General features: G+C 67.7%; 15 protein-coding genes. 6 read left to right on the top strand and 9 right to left on the bottom strand.

Translation table 11 applies throughout. The annotated features are described in order from the left end of the window. The 3 genes from AC1DWT_RS42910 to AC1DWT_RS42900 form a co-directional block, all read right to left on the bottom strand. Nucleotides 1-366 (bottom strand): aldehyde dehydrogenase family protein (locus AC1DWT_RS42910; protein WP_477925406.1); only part of this gene is annotated, 366 nt, incomplete at its 3' end. A 52-nt stretch (nucleotides 367-418) separates the two neighbouring features. After that, nucleotides 419-766 (bottom strand): cupin domain-containing protein, encoded by a 348-nt coding sequence (locus AC1DWT_RS42905; RefSeq protein ID WP_206013508.1) that lies wholly within the window; start codon nucleotides 764-766, stop codon nucleotides 419-421. A gap of 37 nt (nucleotides 767-803) precedes the next feature. Then, the gene (locus AC1DWT_RS42900; protein ID WP_477925404.1) at nucleotides 804-2216 is read right to left on the bottom strand and encodes an NAD(P)/FAD-dependent oxidoreductase; all 1413 of its coding nucleotides are present in this window, start codon (nucleotides 2214-2216) and stop codon (nucleotides 804-806) included. Nucleotides 2217-2347: 131 nt separating this feature from the next. Here AC1DWT_RS42900 and AC1DWT_RS42895 point away from each other — a divergent pair, with 131 nt between their 5' ends. Beyond that, on the top strand, nucleotides 2348-3817 hold the full coding sequence (locus tag AC1DWT_RS42895) for a PucR family transcriptional regulator (RefSeq protein ID WP_206013506.1): 1470 nt from the start codon (nucleotides 2348-2350) through the stop codon (nucleotides 3815-3817). Between the two features lie 79 nt (nucleotides 3818-3896). On the opposite strand, the gene AC1DWT_RS42890 is transcribed toward AC1DWT_RS42895, so the two are convergent. From AC1DWT_RS42890 to AC1DWT_RS42880, 3 genes are all read right to left on the bottom strand, one after another. Further along, nucleotides 3897-5336: an amino acid permease gene (locus tag AC1DWT_RS42890; RefSeq protein WP_072937251.1), complete on the bottom strand. Its 1440-nt coding sequence runs from the start codon at nucleotides 5334-5336 to the stop codon at nucleotides 3897-3899. A gap of 178 nt (nucleotides 5337-5514) precedes the next feature. Further along, nucleotides 5515-5820 carry a WhiB family transcriptional regulator gene (locus AC1DWT_RS42885; RefSeq protein ID WP_206013505.1) on the bottom strand — a complete coding sequence of 102 codons (306 nt, stop codon included), beginning with the start codon at nucleotides 5818-5820 and terminating at the stop codon, nucleotides 5515-5517. 200 nt (nucleotides 5821-6020) lie between these two features. Further along, the gene (locus tag AC1DWT_RS42880) at nucleotides 6021-6878 is read right to left on the bottom strand and encodes an SGNH/GDSL hydrolase family protein (protein ID WP_206016011.1); all 858 of its coding nucleotides are present in this window, start codon (nucleotides 6876-6878) and stop codon (nucleotides 6021-6023) included. A 153-nt stretch (nucleotides 6879-7031) separates the two neighbouring features. On the opposite strand from AC1DWT_RS42880, the gene AC1DWT_RS42875 reads away from it, so the two are divergent. Continuing rightward, nucleotides 7032-7892 carry an SDR family oxidoreductase gene (locus tag AC1DWT_RS42875; RefSeq protein ID WP_072937254.1) on the top strand — a complete coding sequence of 287 codons (861 nt, stop codon included), beginning with the start codon at nucleotides 7032-7034 and terminating at the stop codon, nucleotides 7890-7892. Between the two features lie 2 nt (nucleotides 7893-7894). On the opposite strand, the gene AC1DWT_RS42870 is transcribed toward AC1DWT_RS42875, so the two are convergent. Together AC1DWT_RS42870 and AC1DWT_RS42865 are read right to left on the bottom strand one after the other, a co-directional pair. Further along, entirely contained in the window at nucleotides 7895-8650 is a 756-nt protein-coding gene (locus AC1DWT_RS42870; protein WP_206013504.1) for an IclR family transcriptional regulator, read from the bottom strand. Beyond that, nucleotides 8647-10101 (bottom strand): APC family permease, encoded by a 1455-nt coding sequence (locus AC1DWT_RS42865; protein WP_179377604.1) that lies wholly within the window; start codon nucleotides 10099-10101, stop codon nucleotides 8647-8649. The genes AC1DWT_RS42870 and AC1DWT_RS42865 overlap by 4 nt, the downstream gene beginning before the upstream one ends. Nucleotides 10102-10520: 419 nt before the next feature. On the opposite strand from AC1DWT_RS42865, the gene AC1DWT_RS42860 reads away from it, so the two are divergent. The 4 genes from AC1DWT_RS42860 to AC1DWT_RS42845 all read left to right on the top strand — a co-directional run bounded on the left by AC1DWT_RS42860 (nucleotide 10521) and on the right by AC1DWT_RS42845 (nucleotide 16099). Further along, nucleotides 10521-12026, top strand: a complete 1506-nt coding sequence (locus AC1DWT_RS42860) for an aldehyde dehydrogenase family protein (protein ID WP_072937285.1) — start codon at nucleotides 10521-10523, stop codon at nucleotides 12024-12026. A 169-nt stretch (nucleotides 12027-12195) separates the two neighbouring features. Next, nucleotides 12196-13686, top strand: a complete 1491-nt coding sequence (locus tag AC1DWT_RS42855) for an APC family permease (protein ID WP_072937256.1) — start codon at nucleotides 12196-12198, stop codon at nucleotides 13684-13686. Further along, nucleotides 13683-15629 (top strand): primary-amine oxidase, encoded by a 1947-nt coding sequence (locus AC1DWT_RS42850; protein WP_206013503.1) that lies wholly within the window; start codon nucleotides 13683-13685, stop codon nucleotides 15627-15629. The genes AC1DWT_RS42855 and AC1DWT_RS42850 overlap by 4 nt, the downstream gene beginning before the upstream one ends. A 5-nt stretch (nucleotides 15630-15634) precedes the next feature. Beyond that, a complete protein-coding gene (locus AC1DWT_RS42845; RefSeq protein WP_206013502.1) occupies nucleotides 15635-16099 on the top strand; it encodes a hypothetical protein in 465 nt (154 codons plus the stop codon). Between the two features lie 14 nt (nucleotides 16100-16113). Here AC1DWT_RS42845 and AC1DWT_RS42840 read toward each other — a convergent pair. Beyond that, a partial coding sequence (locus tag AC1DWT_RS42840) for a transposase (protein ID WP_477925397.1) occupies nucleotides 16114-16617 on the bottom strand: 504 nt, incomplete at its 5' end.

Here is a 16617-nt window from a genome sequence, read left to right as displayed (position 1 = left end):
GCCTTTGAGCAGGTGGGCGATGCCGCAGGCGAATTCGACGACCTCCTGGCCGCGGGAGACTTCGCCGAGGGCGTCGGAGACGACCTTGCCGTGTTCGGAGGTGATGATCTCGGCGAGTTCGCCCTTGCGCTCGTTGAGCAGTTCCCGGAACTTGAAGATGATCTGGGTGCGCTTGGCGAGGGAGGTGTCGCGCCAGGCGGGGAAGGCGGCGGCTGCGGCGTCGATGACGGCGCGGGCGTCCTCGACGCTGGCCAGGGCGACCTGTCCGGTGACGGCGCCGGTGGCCGGGTTGGTGACGGGGGCGGTGTTGCCGCTGGTGCCGGGGAAGGTCTTGTTGTCGAACCAATGGGAGATCGTGGCGACCACGTGAATCCTTTCGAAGGAGTGACGGAGTGCGAAGTGGGATGCGGTGAGTGCGTCAGAAGATGGCGTAGGCCTTGCGCAGGGTGTCGGTGACGTCCCAGCGTCCCGACCAGCCCGGGGGCAGGACGACGAAATCGCCTGCCGAGATGTCGACCTTGGTGCCGGTTTCGTCGTCGGTCAAAGTCGCCCTACCGGAGATGATGTAGCAGGTTTCGGTGTTCAGCCGGTCGACGACCGGCCAACCACCCGGCCGGCATTCCCAGATCCCGATCTGGGCGTCGGTGCCGCCGTCGAGGGGCAGCGTGCCGAGTTGCGGGTCGCCGCTGTCTGCTCCGGGCCGCTGCCCCGCGGGGGTCAGCTCGCCTTGAACTGTGCTGGCGGGCAGGTGGATCAGTGATGTCATGGTGATTTCTCCAAGAAGTGTTCTGCAGTATCGATGGTCAGTGGGCGCCGGTGAGCTTCTCCAGCAGCGCGGAAACCTTGGACGGCTTGTTGGTCACCCGCTCCTCGAGGTCGGCGGTCGCGGCGGCGCGCAGTCCGGCATTGACTCCGAACCACCGGAACGGCTCGACTTCCCACTTCGGCGAGCGGTGGTTGACCACGGGGAGCGAATTCAGGTCGTCGCGCTTGTCGAGGATGAGGTTGCGCAGGATGCGGCCGGCGAGGTTGCTGGTCGCGACACCGTCACCGACGTACGGTCCGGCCCAGGCCGTCTTGTTGTTCTGGTCGTAGCCGACCGACGGGAACCAGTCGCGCGGAACACCGAGCGGGCCGCCCCACCGGTGGGTGATCGGCACGTCCRCCAGCGCCGGGAAGAACTCGTGCATCGTGTCGATGATCTTGTCGTGAATCTTCTCGTCCACGTCGAAGGACGAATCGACCTTGGACCCGAAGTGATACGGCGCGCCGCGGCCGCCGAACAGCAAGTGGCCGTCGCTGGTCGGGTGCGCGTAGATCCGGAGGTTGCGCATGTCGTTGAACGCGGTCCGGCCGTCCAGGCCGAGGTCCTCGCGAAGCCCCTGGGGCAGGGGCGCGGTGGCGACGACGAGTGAGTACAGCGGTGCCACGTTGCGCCGGTACGCCGGAAATTCGGGGGTGAATGCCTCGGTCGCGCGGATGACGACGGAGGCGGTGACCGAGCCGTGTTCGGTCCAGACGATGCCCTTGCCGATCTCGTCGACCGCGGTGTCCTCGTAGATGACTGCGCCGTGTTCCTCGACCCAGCCGGCGAGCCCACGCACGAGTTTGTCCGGGTGCAGCAGTGCACAGTGCTCGGTGTAGATGCCGCCGAGGACGTCGGTGGCGTTGATTTTCTCCTGCGCCGCAGCGGAATCGAGCAGTTGCCACTGGCCGCGGGTGCCGAACTTCTCGGCACCGGCCACGGTCGCCTTCGCCCGCGCCCACTGCGCCTCGCTCCGCGCGAGGGAGACGAACCCGTCGCGGGCGTATTCGCAGTCGATGCCCTCGTCGCCGACGACCCGGCCGATCTCGGAGACCGTATCGTTCATCGCGGCCTGCAGATCCAGGGCGGCGCGGTGCGAATACAGCTGTTCGACGCGGGCGAGGGAGACCGGGAAGATCGACGACGCCCACCCGCCGTTGCGCCCGGACGCCCCGAACCCGGCGAATTCGCGTTCGAGAAGAACGACTTTCAGCGACGGATCCGCCTGCAGCAGGTAGTAGGCCGCCCACAACCCGGTGAACCCGGCACCGACGATGGCGACATCGGCGGTGACGTTCCCGGGCAACGCGGGCCGTCGGGGAGCGAACTCTCGATCCTCGCGCCACAGGGGTGTACCGTGTGCGGCACCTGACACGTCGCGCCCACCAGCGCGGGCATTGCTGACTACCATCTAGAGCCTCCAGCCGTCATTCGTTTCGTGCGTCGGTGTCCAGTGTCGTGTCAGCATGTGAGCCCCGACATACTCCGGATTCACAGACATCCGACCGCCGGCTGTACGTTTGTATGAGGAGGTGAGGACCGGTGATCTCCGTCGATCAACTGACCGCGATCCCGTCGCTCGGATTGCGGTATCTCGCCGGCGAGAGCGGTGGCGCGAGACTGGTGACCTGGGCGCACGCGTGCGACCTTCCCGATCCGTGGCTGTGGTTCGAAAGCGGTGACCTGGTCATGACGACCGGCGGCGGGCTTCCCGACGGCCCCGCGGAGCAGTCCGAGTGGATGGCGCACCTGATCGACAGCCAGGTCAGCGCCCTGGTGATCGCGCGCGGCCCCGGCACCCCGGATGTGACCGCCGAACTGCTCACGGTGGCCGACCGACGCGGCTTTCCCGTGCTGTCCGCGAGCTTCGACTTGCAGTTCGTCACGTTGGCACGGACCGTCATCGAAAGTGCCGTCGAATCCGAACGCCAACGCTTGACGACGATCACACGCCTCTACGACGTGTACTGGCAGGCGCTGCACGCCAGGGGCACGTTCGCCGACCGGATCTCCGCGCTCGAGGGCACCACCGGGTGGGCGCTCGAGGTCCGGGACCACGACGCCGGTGAAGTCGTGGTCAGCGGCCGACTCGCGCTGCACCAGCGTGACAACCGGCCGGACGAACCGGCCGGCCGCGTGGAAATTCCCATCCCGGGCGCAGGGGCGGTGGTGCTGTCGGCCGGCGCCGGCCGGCTGCCCGTCAACGACCGGCCGTTGCTCCAACACCTCGGTGGGCTGATCGCCCTGGAACTCGAACACGATGCCGCGCAACGTGACCGGCTCCGCGCCTCCGGACAGGACCTGCTGCTGGGCCTGCTGGACGACACCATCACCGCCGCCGCAGTCTGGCCGGAACTACGTCACCGTGGAATGACGAATGCCGTCGTCGTCGCATGCTGGAGTACCCCCGACGGAGATGCCTTGCACCACGAGACGATTCATCGGCAGGTGTGCCTTCACGAGTACGCGCCGTTGCTGCTGCCCCGCACGGCGATGCTGATCGGGCTGGTACCACGAGACCTGGATCTGCTGTCGACGATCGGTTCGAAGCTGGGGCGCGGATGTGCCGTCGGGGTCAGCACCACCCTCACCGCCAACTCCGACGTCGCCGAAGCCGCCCGGCAAGCCCAACTCGCTGTGGCCCGTGCTCACGAACAGGGGCTGACCGTCAACGTCTACGGCGAAGACGACGACGAGATCGGTTTCTTGCCACGCAGTGTGGAAGACACTCGCCGACTGGTGCGCGACATCCTCGGCCCGCTGATCCTCCACGACAGAACCAGCGAGGGCGACCTCGTCAGCTCGGTCCGGGTGTTCCTCCGCAACGACGGCGCCTGGCAGAGGAGTGCCGACGAACTGAAGATCCACAGACAGACCCTCGTGTACCGGCTGCGCCGCGTCGAACAGCTCACCGGCCTGAAACCCACCTCCACGGAAGGGTCGGCGATGTTCTGGCTCGCGCTGTCCGGCGCCGACCGAACCAAACTGACACTGGACGAACTGATCGAGTGAGCCGGCAGGCCTTCCCGGAACGCGAAGTGCTGCTACCACCCTGGGGTGGCAGCAGCACTGTGACGGGTATTCCCGCGTTTTACGAGGTCGGTTGGGGAGTCGCGGGTCGCTCGTTGTCGGCGCCCGGGGAGTCCAGCGAAGAAGATCCTCCGGAACCGCGCCCACCCAGTCGCTTCCTCAGGACGTAGACGATCGTCAGCACCACCCAGACGGCGACTCCCTGCATCAGCTCGATCCGGTTGGCTTCCCGGAATCCCATGCTGATCAGCACCGCGACGATCGCTGTCGTGACCAGGATCGGCAGGCCCGGGTACAGCCACATCCGGAACTGGAGCAGGCTCGGGTCTTCCTTCTCCCACCGCCTGCGCAACCGCAATTCGGAGATGCAGATCATGAAGTACACGAACAGGAACACCGCACCGGAGGCGTTGATCAGGAACAGGAACACCGTGTCCGGGAACAGGGCCGCGAGCACCACACATCCGTAGCCGACCACCGTGCACGAGAGGATTCCCTTCACCGGGACACCCCGCTTGTTGGTCGAGGTCATCCATGCCGGAGCGTCGCCGCGTCCGCCCATGACGAACAGCAGCCGCGAGGACGTGTAGAGACCGGAGTTCAAGACGGAGAGCACCGCGACCAGGATGACGAGGTTGAGCAGGTCCGCCGTACCCGGAATGCCGATCCGGTCCAGGGCGGCGACGAACGGCGATTCCCCCGGAACCACCGAGTCCCACGGCACGATCACGGCGATCAGGAATGTCGAGATGACGAAGAAGGCGAGGATGCGGAACACCACCGAATTGACGGCCTTGCGGATCGATTTCGCCGGCTCCGCCGATTCGGCGGCCGCGATCGTGACGACCTCGACGCCGGTCATGGAGAAGATGACCACCACCACGCCGACGAACAGGGTGGCCAACCCGTTCGGCAGCAATCCACCGTGATCGGTGAGGTTGCCGAAGTCGACGCTTGCGCCGGGCCAGAGCCCGAAAACGAAGAGGGCGGCGACGGTGATGAAGGCGACGATGGCGACGACTTTGATGCTGGCGAACCAGTATTCCGCCTCACCGAAAGCGCCCACCGACAGGAGATTGACGGCGGTCATGACCATCATCAGTACGAGCGCAATCACCCATACCGGTATCGACGGGATCCATTTGTTGATCATCTGACCGCCGACGACGGCCTCGAATCCGACGACGATGACCCAGAAATACCAATAGAGCCACCCCGTCGAGAATCCTGCCCACTCACCCCACGCCATCCGCGCATAATCGGTGAACGATCCGGAACAGGGTTTGGCAGAAGCCATTTCCCCGAGCATGCGCATGACCAGCAACACGATCAGTCCCGTGATGCCATACGTGATGAACGCAAGCGGACCGGCCTGGTTGATGATCGCACTCGAGCCGACGAACAACCCCGCACCGATGACGCCGCCGAGCGACAGCATCGTGAGGTGCCGCTGCTTGAGGCCGGGTTTGAGCTGATGCGCTCCGTCCGGAACCGTACCCATGGCATTCCCTTCATCAGGTGTCCGCATCCGTCGACGTTCGCAGGGGCGGGACCACGCTTGTGATGGGAGTCACCCTGCTCGCGTGGTTGCGCGCCCACCATGCGCCATCACGACAACGATGGGGGTGCCGGTTCATACAATGTGATGAAGAGCCGTGCCTGAAACGCGGCTGACCAGGTCAGCGGCGCTCGCCGGTCCGGGTTCGCCGGGCGTGGCGTCGGCGGTCGGCCTCGGTCATGCCTCCCCAGATTCCGTACGGTTCGTCCGCTGTGAGGGCGTGGTCGCGGCACTGGGCGAGGACCGGGCAGTCTTCGCAGATCTGCCGGGCGTTCGCCTCGCGGCGGGCCCGGGCGCGACCGCGTTCGCCATCGGGGGAGAAGAACACCGATGATGCGACTCCGCGGCATGCGGCCACCTCTCGCCACTCCTCGTGGTGGGGTGCGGCCGCGGGGGCCCGTATTTCTGACGTTTCTGCCAACAGCACTGCGGTCCTTCCGTTCCAGGCCTGTGGACGATCCACGTGTCGGGAAACAGATGTCGTTTTTCTATATGTGAGTGTCGGTATCGGTTACGGCCGTTGCCGGATAACAAACCGTACGACCCGTTTGAAGGGTATACCGGATGGCGCCCGGGTGTGCCACTAGGTTGGGCGTCCAGCCGTGCCTGCGCGCCGCCGCCTGCTGGTCAGGGAAGGGGCGCGACGACGAGCGAGGCCATCGCTCTGTGCCCTTCGTGGGTGGGGTGCAGGGGCATCGTGAACGACCGGGGGACGAGGCCCTCGAACCAGCGTCGAACGGGTCCGGCGCACGCGTCGTGCCCCACCGCGGCGGCGGCCACGTCGACGAACCGGGCGCCGTTCGCGCGTGCCGCGTCGGCGAGAACGGCGTTCATTCGCACGAAGAACTGCACGACGAAGGCGGCGTCGGCGTCGCTCGTGGGGACGTAGGGCCAGCAGCCGCGGTCGCCGAAGATGCCGCCGTGCCCCACCAGGAGCACAGTTGCTGCGGGGGACTTCGCGGCGATGGCAGCCAGGGTCGCGGACACCTTCGGGCCGAGCACGGTGAGGGCGTCGGTCATGCGCCGGGCCGTGGTGGCGTCGGAGCGACATCTCGCGTCGAATCCCGGGGCGGGCGTGTAGCAGGGCTCGACCAGCGACGACCACGCGATGTCGTTTCCGCCGATGCTGACGGTGACGAGCGTCGTGTCCGGCCGGAGCGCCCCGATCTGCGGTGGCTGCGGGCCGGTCACTGTGAATTGCGGTGTTGTCGTGATGTTCTCGGTCTTCGCGCCTGCGCACGCCCGGCTGACATAGGATTCCGCGCTCAGGGTGTCGGCGACGATCTGCGGGTACGCGTCGGACGTGCGGAAGCACCCGTCCCGAATCGACAGCAGATCCTGAGGCGACCCGGTGGCTCGCGAATCCCCCAACGCGACGTACCGGACGGCGGGGTCCGGCGCGGCGTCGGCCACGGCCGGATGCGACCACGGGAGCGCGAGCGCCACCGTGCACGCGACGAGGGCGGGGGACAGGCCCGGCTTCACGGGACCGCTTCGAGGACGACCGGATCGTGTGGGCCCGGCGGGTTTTTCGTCATCACTCATCCTATTTCCGCCCGCCGGATATCGCCTGACTTCGACGGACTCGGAGAAATTCGGGCTACCGACGTAACTCAGATACTGCTAGTCTCCGAAACCATGGGAATCTTCAGCGGACGGAATTACCCCGAGATCGACCCGGACGGCGCGGTCATCGTCGTGACCGGGGGAGGGCGGGGCATCGGCCGCGCCACTGCGGAACTGTTCGCGGCCAGGGGCGCGACCGTGTGCATCGGTGACCTCGATCGTGCGGTCGCCGACGAGGCGGCTTCGGCGTTCGGCGCCCGCGCGTACACGGTGGACGTCGCTTCCGTGGAGTCGTGGCGGCGGTTCGCCGACGACGTGCTGGCGGACTGCGGTCGCATCGACGTGCTGGTCAACAACGCCGGCGTCATGCCGCTCGGTGGGTTCCTCGAGGAATCCGACGAGACCAGCCGGATGACGATGAACGTCAACGTGTGGGGACCGCTGCACGGCATGCGAACGGTGTTGCCCGGGATGGTCGAGCGCGGGCGTGGCCACATCGTGAACGTCGCATCGATGGCCGGCAAACTGCCCGTGCCCGGGATGGCCGTCTACAACGCCAGCAAGTTCGGGGCGGTCGGACTGTCCGCCGCCGTCCGGGCCGAGTTCGCTCCGGCCGGTGTCAGCGTGAGCACGATTCTTCCCAGCGCGGTCCGCACCGGGCTGTCGTCGGGGGTGCCGCTGGGCGGTGGGATGCCGACCGTCGACCCCGAGGACGTGGCGGACGCCATCGTTCGGACACTCGACCATCGTCGCGCCGAAACGGCGGTGCCCCGCTACCTCGCCGGGTGGGATCTGATCGACGCCGTGGTCCCGGAGAGCCTCCTCGACCTCGGTCGCCGACTCGTCGACGACCGGCGCGCGCTCACCGCCGTCGACCCCGTCGGACGGGCCGACTACGACCGTCGCCTCGCCCGGCAGTCGCAGACGACGTGACGTCAGGCCATCAGCGGGGCGAGCCGTTCCGCGTGCTCCCGCAGTGACGGGACATGCCGCAGCATGAGGTGTTCGTGATCGACGTGCCCCGACAGTGCCAGACTGCCGACGAGCGACCCTGTTCCGGACCGGACGGGGACGGCGACGCACGCCGACGCGTCCCGCAACTCCGCGAGTTGGGTGGCGAACCCCTGGCGTCGGATCAGGTCCAGATTCGCGAGCAGCTCACTCCGCACGACGATCGTGCGGGCCGTCAGCGCCCGCGGCTCCCAGCGGGGAATCACGGATTCGAGTTCCGCCTTCTCCGCGAGGAGAAGCTTGCCGACCGCACACGCGTAGAGGTGCTGGTTGAGGAACGACTCATCCTCTGGCGGCGGGTATTCGGGGTCGGCGTCGGCGGTGCGGACGGCGACGTTGGTGTAGTAGAAGAGGTGGACCCCGAAGCGCACCGACAGTCGAAGCTCGGCGAGGACCTCCCGCGCCGCCGCACACACGGTGGGCACCACGGCGGCGTCGACGAGAACCCCGATCTTCTGGCCCAGGGCGAACCCCGACAGGTCGGGAAGCCGCACCACATAGCCTTCGCCGACGAGGATGTTGAGCAGCCGGTACGTGGTCGCCGACGGCATCGACAGGCGGGCCGCGATGTCCTTCGCCGTGACACCCGAACCGGCGCGGGCCACTTCCTCGAGCACCCGCAGCGCGCTGGTGACGGCCTTCGGCTGCCGCCCCGACAGGGCCCTGTCGTCGGCGTTCACCGGCGGACCTCCCACGGGCGGTAGCGGCCCAGCAGGTCGTCGGCCACGGCCTCGTCGTACACACCCATCCGTTCTCCGATTCCGGGGGATCGCCTGGCGCGGATCGCGAACACCGCAGCGCCGAGGAGCATCAGAAGCACGTAGACCGCGGTCGCCGCGCCCGCGACATACGTCCGCGAGAACGCCGCCCACCCGACCAGCGCCACCATCGCCGTCGCCGCCAGCGCGCCGATGACCAGCGGGAGCCGGGTCAGTTCGCCGATCCGCCGGAGAAACGCCGGCGTCGCGACGCACAGCAGGACGTACGCGAGGACGTAGCCGTGGGCGGACACGGCGAGCAGCCCGATCAGGACGTCGCGGCTCGAACCGCTGACGAACAGGTAGAGGACGGGGACGGCGACGATCACCGGCATCGCGACCGCCAGCGCCACGTGCGGGGTGTGGAACCGGTCGTGCGTCCGGCCGAACACGATCGGAACCACCCCTTCGCGGCCCATCGCGAACAGCGTTCGCGACAGTGCGGTCGTCGAACCGAGGACGCAGGCGAACCAGGAGGCGGTGATGCCGAGTTCCATGACGATCGACAGCGCCGACGAACCGGCGCCGGACGGGTCGGGCAACGTGAGGACGATCGGCAGTGAGTCGACTCCCTGCCGCACCGGCTCCGGCAATTGCAGGGCGGCCGCGAACACGTACAGGACGCCCAGGGCGATCGGGGTCCACCGGATGGCGCGCGGAACGGTGACGAACGGGTTGCGGGCTTCGCGCGCCACCGTGCCCGCGCTCTCGAATCCGACGAACGACGTAATCGCGAGCAGTACGGCGAACCCGACCGCGGACCCCGATTTCGCGCCGCCCGCGGACGGGGTCGCGCCCTCCCGGACGGATTGGACGAACGCGACCACGAGCGCGGCGGAGGCGGCGACGATGGCGAAGACCTCGATGGCGAGCATGATCCGCGCCGACAACTTCACCCCCCGGATCATCAGCATCAGGGCGAGCAGTCCGACGATCGCCGCGAGGACCGCGATGAGCGTCGACCCCGTCGGAAGCCCCACTCGGCCGAGCAGCGCCGCGAGGTAACTCGCGGCGCCGAGCGTGCTCGCCATGGCGGCGGCCGCGTAGCCGACGAGCAGCGACCAGCCGCCGCCGAAACCGGGCACCGCCCCGAGCCCCTTCACGATGTAGCTGTAGAGACCGCTGACGGCCACCATCCGAGTCGCGAACTGTCCGACGCAGTAGCCGACCGCCGTCATCAGAATCGCCGCGGCGACGAACACCGCGATGGTCGCCCGGCCGGCGTCGGGGATGACGAGAGCGGGCAGCGTGACCATCACGGCCGACGGTGCGACCGCGGACACGGACTGCCCGAGCACCTGGACGAAACTCAGGCGCGCGCGCTCGAGACCGGCGACCGGTGATCTACTTCTGATTCTGGGTGTACCGGACACCACGCACCTGCTCTCCACACTTTCTCGCCTGCCCGCGCGTGATCGACGCCGGGCTGCATGAGTTGCACGCTAGCGCAGGAGTCGAGCGTGATGCGCCGATCGGAATTAATTTTCGGTCACCTCGAATGAGAATGGCCGGGGAATTCGTTCCCGATTCCGGGGCCTGCGACGCCGCACATGGTGGATCAGCTGCACCGACCCGAAAAGCCGGAATGAGAATCGCCACCGCCGCGGCCGGAAAAGTCGAATGAGAATGCCGCAGTCGCTGATTCCCATCCGGATTTAGTAGTGACCGGCGACACATCCCGGGTTTATCGTGGATTCAGGCCGCAGCACGACGAGGCGAAAACTCCCGCCAAAAGTGTTCTGCAGAAGCCGGATTCATTCACAGATTCATTCACTCCATCGAAGAGGACATGATGACTGCAGTCGTTCACACCCCAGCCGGACTCGACCCCCGGGTCGTCGACTTCGTTTCGTCCCCGAAGCGCATGTTCGTCGACGGCCGATGGGTGGACTCCGCGTCGGGCAGGACGTTCGAGACGGTCGATCCCGCCACCGGACAGGTGATCACGACAGTGCCGCACGCCGGCATCGAAGACGTGGACCGGGCGGTTGCGGTGGCCCGGCGGGCGTTCGAGTCCGGGCCGTGGCGCTCGCTCACCCCCGCGGAACGTCAGCGGATCCTCTGGAAGATCGGCGAGGGAATCCTCGCCCGCGCGGATCAGTTCGCGCAGCTCGAGTCGATCGACAACGGCAAGTCGGTGGCGGTGGCCAAGGCCGTCGACGTGACGTGGGCGGCGGAGATCTTCTTCTACTACGCCGGCTGGGCAACCAAGATCGAGGGCCGCACCATCCCGGTGTCGGTGCCGTGGGCGCCCGGCGCCCGCTTCCACGCCTTCACCACCCGCGAACCGGTCGGCGTGTGCGCGCAGATCATCCCCTGGAACTTCCCGCTGGTGATGGCCGCGTTCAAGGTGGCGCCCGCGCTGACCTGCGCGAACACCATGATCCTCAAGCCCGCGGAGCAGACCCCGCTCACCGCGCTGCTCCTCGCCGAGGTGATCGCCGAGGCCGGCGTCCCGGACGGCGTGTTCAACGTGCTCACCGGGTTCGGCGACATCGGCGCGGCGCTGTCCGGTCACGACGACGTCGACAAGGTCGCGTTCACCGGCTCCACCGAGGTCGGAAAGAAGATCGTCAATGCCGCGTCGGGGAACCTCAAGAAGGTGTCCCTCGAACTCGGTGGCAAGAGCCCGCAGGTCGTGTTCTCCGATGCGGACCTCGAGGCCGCGATCCCGGGCGTGGCGAGCGGATTCCTGTTCAACCACGGGCAGGCCTGCACGGCTGGAACGCGGCTGCTCGTCGAGGATCGGATCTTCGACGAATTCACATCCGGGGTAGCCGATTTCGCGAAGTCGCAGAAGATCGGCCCCGGGCTCGACCCGACCAACGACATCGGCCCGCTGATCTCCGGGGAGCAATTGGGCAAGGTCACCGGCTACATCGACGCCGGACTCGCCGACGGCGCCCGCGCCCTCTCCGGCGGGCGGCGGCACGGCGACACCGGTTTCTACGTCGAGCCCACCCTGCTGGTCGACGTGAACCGCGACTTCAGCGTGTACCAGGAGGAGATCTTCGGACCGGTCGCCGTCGCGGTGCCGTTCAACCGGGAGGAAGGCGTCCGCGCAGCCGCCAACGACACCCCCTACGGCCTCGCCGCCAGCGTGTGGACCCGGGACGTGTCCCGCGCCCACGAGGTGGCCGCCGAGATCAAGGCGGGCACCGTGTGGGTGAACTGCCACAATGCGTTCGACACGGCGCTCCCGTTCGGCGGCTACAAGCAGTCCGGGTGGGGACGCGAACTCGGTGAGGGCGCCATCGCCGAGTACACCCAGAGCAAGTCCGTCAACATCGCGCTCTAGAGACCGTGACCGGAGCCGAATGAGAACACCCCTGCATGCGTTCTCATTTGCCGTCGACGAACCGTGACGCTTCGGCAACCGCGCCGACAACCCGCAGCCGCATGCTCGTTCCGGAGCTCACCGCGGAGCATCCACGCAGACCCTCTCCTCGTGAAAGTCGAAGGAAGCCATGACAACCAACGCCTCACCGCACCCGAGTGCAGTCAGCGACGGCGCGTCTCGCAGACTGGCAGGCACCCTCGGTCCCGGTGCCATCGTGTTCATGGTCGTCGCAGCGGCGGCCCCGTTGACCGTAATCGCCGGCACCGTCCCGCTGGGGATCTCGGCGGGTAACGGCGCCGCCTATCCGGCGTCGTACCTGGTCTGCACGGTGGTGTTGCTGTTCTTCGCCGTCGGATTCACCGCGATGGCCAAGCACCTCCCCGGCGCCGGCGCGTTCTACACCTACATCACGCAGGGCCTGGGCAGGCATGCCGGTCTCGGCTCCGCGTTCCTCGCGCTGCTGTCGTACACCGCCGTCCAGGGCGCGGTCTACGGATACATCGGGGCCGCCGTCAACGATTTCGTCACCGCGCACGGCGGTCCCGAACTTCCCTGGTACGTGTGGGCCCTGGCCGTGACCGCCGTCGTCGCGATCCTCGGATACCGGCACATCGACCTGTCCGGCAAGGTGCTGGGCGTCCTGCTTGTCTGCGAGGTCGGGATCGTCCTCGTCATCGACGCCGCCGTCATCCTCCGCGGCGGCGGTGACGAGGGATTCTCCACGGCGGCATTTCACCCGGGCGAGTTCTTCTCCGGGGCACCCGGCATCGCCCTGATCTTCGCCATCGCCGGGTACATCGGATTCGAGGCCACCGCCGTCTTCCGTGACGAGGCCCGCGATCCGGGCCGCACCATTCCCCGGGCGACCTACCTCGCGTTGCTGGTCATCGGCGGCTTCTACGCATTGTCGAGCTGGGCGATGGTCAGCGCGTGGGGCGACGAGGGCGCGGTGGCCATCGCCACCGAGAACCCCGAGGGCATGATCACCGAGACCGCCACCCGCTACGTCGGTGCGATCGCCGGCGACCTCGTCCAGATCTTCCTGATCACGAGCCTGTTCGCCGCGCTGCTGTCCTTCCACAACGTGCTCTCCCGGTACATCTTCTCCCTCGGGAACAGTGCCGCCCTGCCCGCCGGCTGCGGCCGTTCGCACGACAAGCATGCGTCGCCGTACATCGCGTCGGTCGTGCAGACGGTGTCCGCTCTCGTGCTGATCCTCGCGTCCGCCGTCGCCGGACTCGACCCGGTGACCGAGGTCTTCGCCTGGTTCGCCGGTGTGTCCTCGGTCGGCATCGTCGCCCTGATGACCCTGACGTCCGTGGCCGTCCTCGTCTACTTCGGCCGGACCCGGGTGGACCGGCGGCTGTGGAACACGGTGATCGCACCGCTGCTCGGACTCGTCGGTCTGGCCGGGCTGCTGATCATGACCGTCGCCAACCTTCCCCTTCTCGTCGGCGGATCGAGCACGCTCGCCGCCGTCATCGGGGTCCTGCTCGTCGGAACCTTCGCCGGCGGAGCAGCCGTCGCAGTGCTCCGGCCCCACGCCGCACGACACGACACCGCACTACCGCAGCATCACACGAACGACACCGTCATCGACAAGGAGATCGCACGATGAGTACCGCAACCACCGAGACCCGCGCCACCGTGGGGTCCGCCGCCCCGGATCACCCGCTCACTCCGCTGACCGCGGATGAGATCCGCTCGGCGAAAGCACTGCTCACGGACGAGGGACTGATCGGCGAGAACGTGCGCTTCGTGTTCGTCGCGCTCGCCGAGCCGCACAAGTCCACGGTCCTCGCGTTCACCCCCGGCGACCCGATCGAGCGGCGCGCCCGGATCCTGCTGCTCGACCGGTCCACCGGCATCGGCACCGACCTCGTCGTGTCCGTGACGGAGAACCGTGTGATCAGCTCGACCACCGTCGATTCCGCCACCGACGGTCACGTCCCGATCCTCGACGAGGAGTTCGAGGACATCGAAGCCTTCCTGCTCGGCAGCGCCGACTGGCTCGCGGCGATGGCGAAGCGCGACATCGAACCGTCGAAGGTCCGGGCGGTTCCCCTGTCGGCCGGTGTGTTCGGCCACGAGGACGAGGTCGGGCACCGCATCGTCCGCGTCCTCGCCTTCCATCAGGAGGACGAGGCGGACCTGCCGTGGGCGCACCCCATCGACGGGGTGGTTGCCTACGTCGACCTCACCGAGCGTCGCGTCGTGAAGGTGGTCGACGAGATCGAGCTGCCGGTGCCCGCCGAGCGTGGCGAATGGAACGCCGAGCCGCACGCGACACCCACCCGCACCGACCTCAAGCCGATCGAGATCACCCAGCCCGAGGGTGCCAGCTTCTCCGTCGACGGCAAAGAGATCACCTGGGCCGACTGGAAATTCCGCTTCGGTTTCGATGTGCGCGAAGGTCTGACGCTGCACCAGCTCTCGTTCGACGACGGGGGAGTCGAACGGCCCGTGATCTATCGCGCGTCGATCGCCGAGATGGTGGTTCCGTACGCCGATCCGTCCCCGGTTCGTTACTGGCAGAACTACTTCGACCAGGGGGAGTACCTGTTCGGCCGGTACACCAACTCGCTCGAACTCGGCTGCGACTGCCTCGGTGAGATCCAGTACTTCGACGTCACCATCGCCGACGAGGCCGGCGACCCGCGCGTGATGAAGAACGCGATCTGCCTCCACGAGGAGGATTACGGCGTCCTGTGGAAGCACACCGACATGTTCAACGGCATGACCGAGACCCGCCGCTCGCGCCGCCTCGTCATCTCGTTCTTCCTCACCATCGGCAATTACGACTACGGGTTCTACTGGTACCTCTACCTGGACGGCACCATCGAACTCGAGGCGAAGGCCACCGGAATCGTCTTCACGTCCGCGTACCGCGGCGCGGAGGGATTCTCCACCCAGATGGCGCCCGGGCTCGGCGCCCCGTTCCACCAGCACCTCTTCTCCGCTCGACTCGACATGGCCGTCGACGGTAACGTGAACACGGTCGAGGAGGTGGATGCCGTGCCCGTCCCGATGGGACCGGAGAACCCGTGGGGCAATGCCTTCCGCTGCCAGAAGACCAAGCTGACCACCGAATCCGAGGGGCAGCGCACCGCCGACAACCTCAAGGCCAGGGTCTGGCACATCACCAATCCCACCAAGCAGAACCGCCTGGGTCAGGACGTCGGGTATGCGCTGCACCCGGAGGGACAGCCGGTGCTCCTTGCAGACCCGTCGAGTTCGATCGCCGCCCGCGCCGCGTTCGCGACCAAACACCTGTGGGTGACGCAGTACGACGAGTCCGAGCGCTATCCCGCAGGCGACTTCGTCAACCAGCACCCGGGCCAGGCCGGTCTGCCCTCGTTCGTGGCGGGCAACCGGGACATCGACGGCGAAGACCTGGTGCTGTGGCACACGTTCGGGCTGACGCACTTCCCCCGGCCCGAGGACTGGCCGGTCATGCCCGTCGACTACGCCGGGTTCAAGCTCAAGCCCGTCGGGTTCTTCGACCGCAATCCCGCGCTCGACCTGCCGGCGAGCGCCGCGAAGCACTGCTGCGAAGGCTAGACGTCGTGACCACCGTCTTCTCCACGGCCTTCTCCACGGCCGCCCGCCGCACCAGCCTCTGGTGGCGGCGGGCGGCCGCGGCCCTCGCGATCGCCACGGCAGGGCTCCACGCCGCGACGCTCGGTGAGCATGCGGCGGCGTCGCCGATGGTCGGGGTGGTGACCGTCGCGATGATCCTCGGATGTCTGTACTGCGCGGGGCACCTGTGGATGCGGGGTTCGCAGCGGGACTGGGGGCTGGTCGCGATGATGAACGTCGGGATGATTGCACTGCACCTCACCGTGATGAGTCCCGGTTCGGGTGGCGGCGGCCACCACGGGCACGCGATGCATGCGGCAGCCTCGGCTCCTCCGATGGCGCATGCGATGTCGACCCCGATGGCGGCGGCCCTCGCGACGGCCGCGCTCGAAGCGGTGGTCGCCGTGACGGTGCTCTTCTACCGCAGCCGGCTCGACCAACCCCCCACGTGATGCTCCTATGAGTGTCAACCCGGGTTTGCGGGGTTGAGGAGGGCGAAGATTTCTCGGGCGACGGCTCGTTTGAGGCAGCGGATGATGTCGCGTTTGCTTTTGCTTTGGGCGAGTCGTTTGTCCCGGTAGGCGCGGGTGCGGTCGTCGTACTTGAGTCTGGAGAGCACGATCACGTGCAGTGCCCGGTTGGCTTGCCGGTCACCGCCCCGGTTGAGGCGGTRCCGGGTCGTCTKCCCGGACGACGCCGGGATCGGGGCGACCCCGCAGAGGTTCGCGAAGGCACCCTCGGAGGTGATGCGGCCCGGGTTGTCGCCGGCGGTGATCAGCAGCTGGGCGGCGGTCTCGACACCGACGCCGCACCGTTCGAGCAGCCGTGGTGCGGTGTGGGCGACCAGGGCCGCGATGTTCGTGCGCAGGGCCCGACCCTCGGCGGTGAGGGCGCGGATCCGGCGGGCGAGGGACCGCAACGCCGTCGGCGGTGAGGGCGCGGATCCGGCGGGCGAGGGACCGCAACGCCG

Source organism: Rhodococcus sp. P4_B6 (genome assembly GCF_056402215.1).
The sequence above is the reverse complement of the archived record's forward strand: the minus strand, read 5'-3'. Positions and strand labels throughout refer to the sequence as shown.

Coding starts and splice junctions, on each gene's coding strand:
- AC1DWT_RS42875 (WP_072937254.1), top strand. CDS start 7,032: ATGGGAATCTTCAGCGGACGGAATTACCCCGAGATCGACCCGGACGGC.
- AC1DWT_RS42860 (WP_072937285.1), top strand. CDS start 10,521: ATGACTGCAGTCGTTCACACCCCAGCCGGACTCGACCCCCGGGTCGTC.
- AC1DWT_RS42890 (WP_072937251.1), bottom strand. CDS start 5,336: ATGGGTACGGTTCCGGACGGAGCGCATCAGCTCAAACCCGGCCTCAAG.
- AC1DWT_RS42850 (WP_206013503.1), top strand. CDS start 13,683: ATGAGTACCGCAACCACCGAGACCCGCGCCACCGTGGGGTCCGCCGCC.
- AC1DWT_RS42855 (WP_072937256.1), top strand. CDS start 12,196: ATGACAACCAACGCCTCACCGCACCCGAGTGCAGTCAGCGACGGCGCG.
- AC1DWT_RS42905 (WP_206013508.1), bottom strand. CDS start 766: ATGACATCACTGATCCACCTGCCCGCCAGCACAGTTCAAGGCGAGCTG.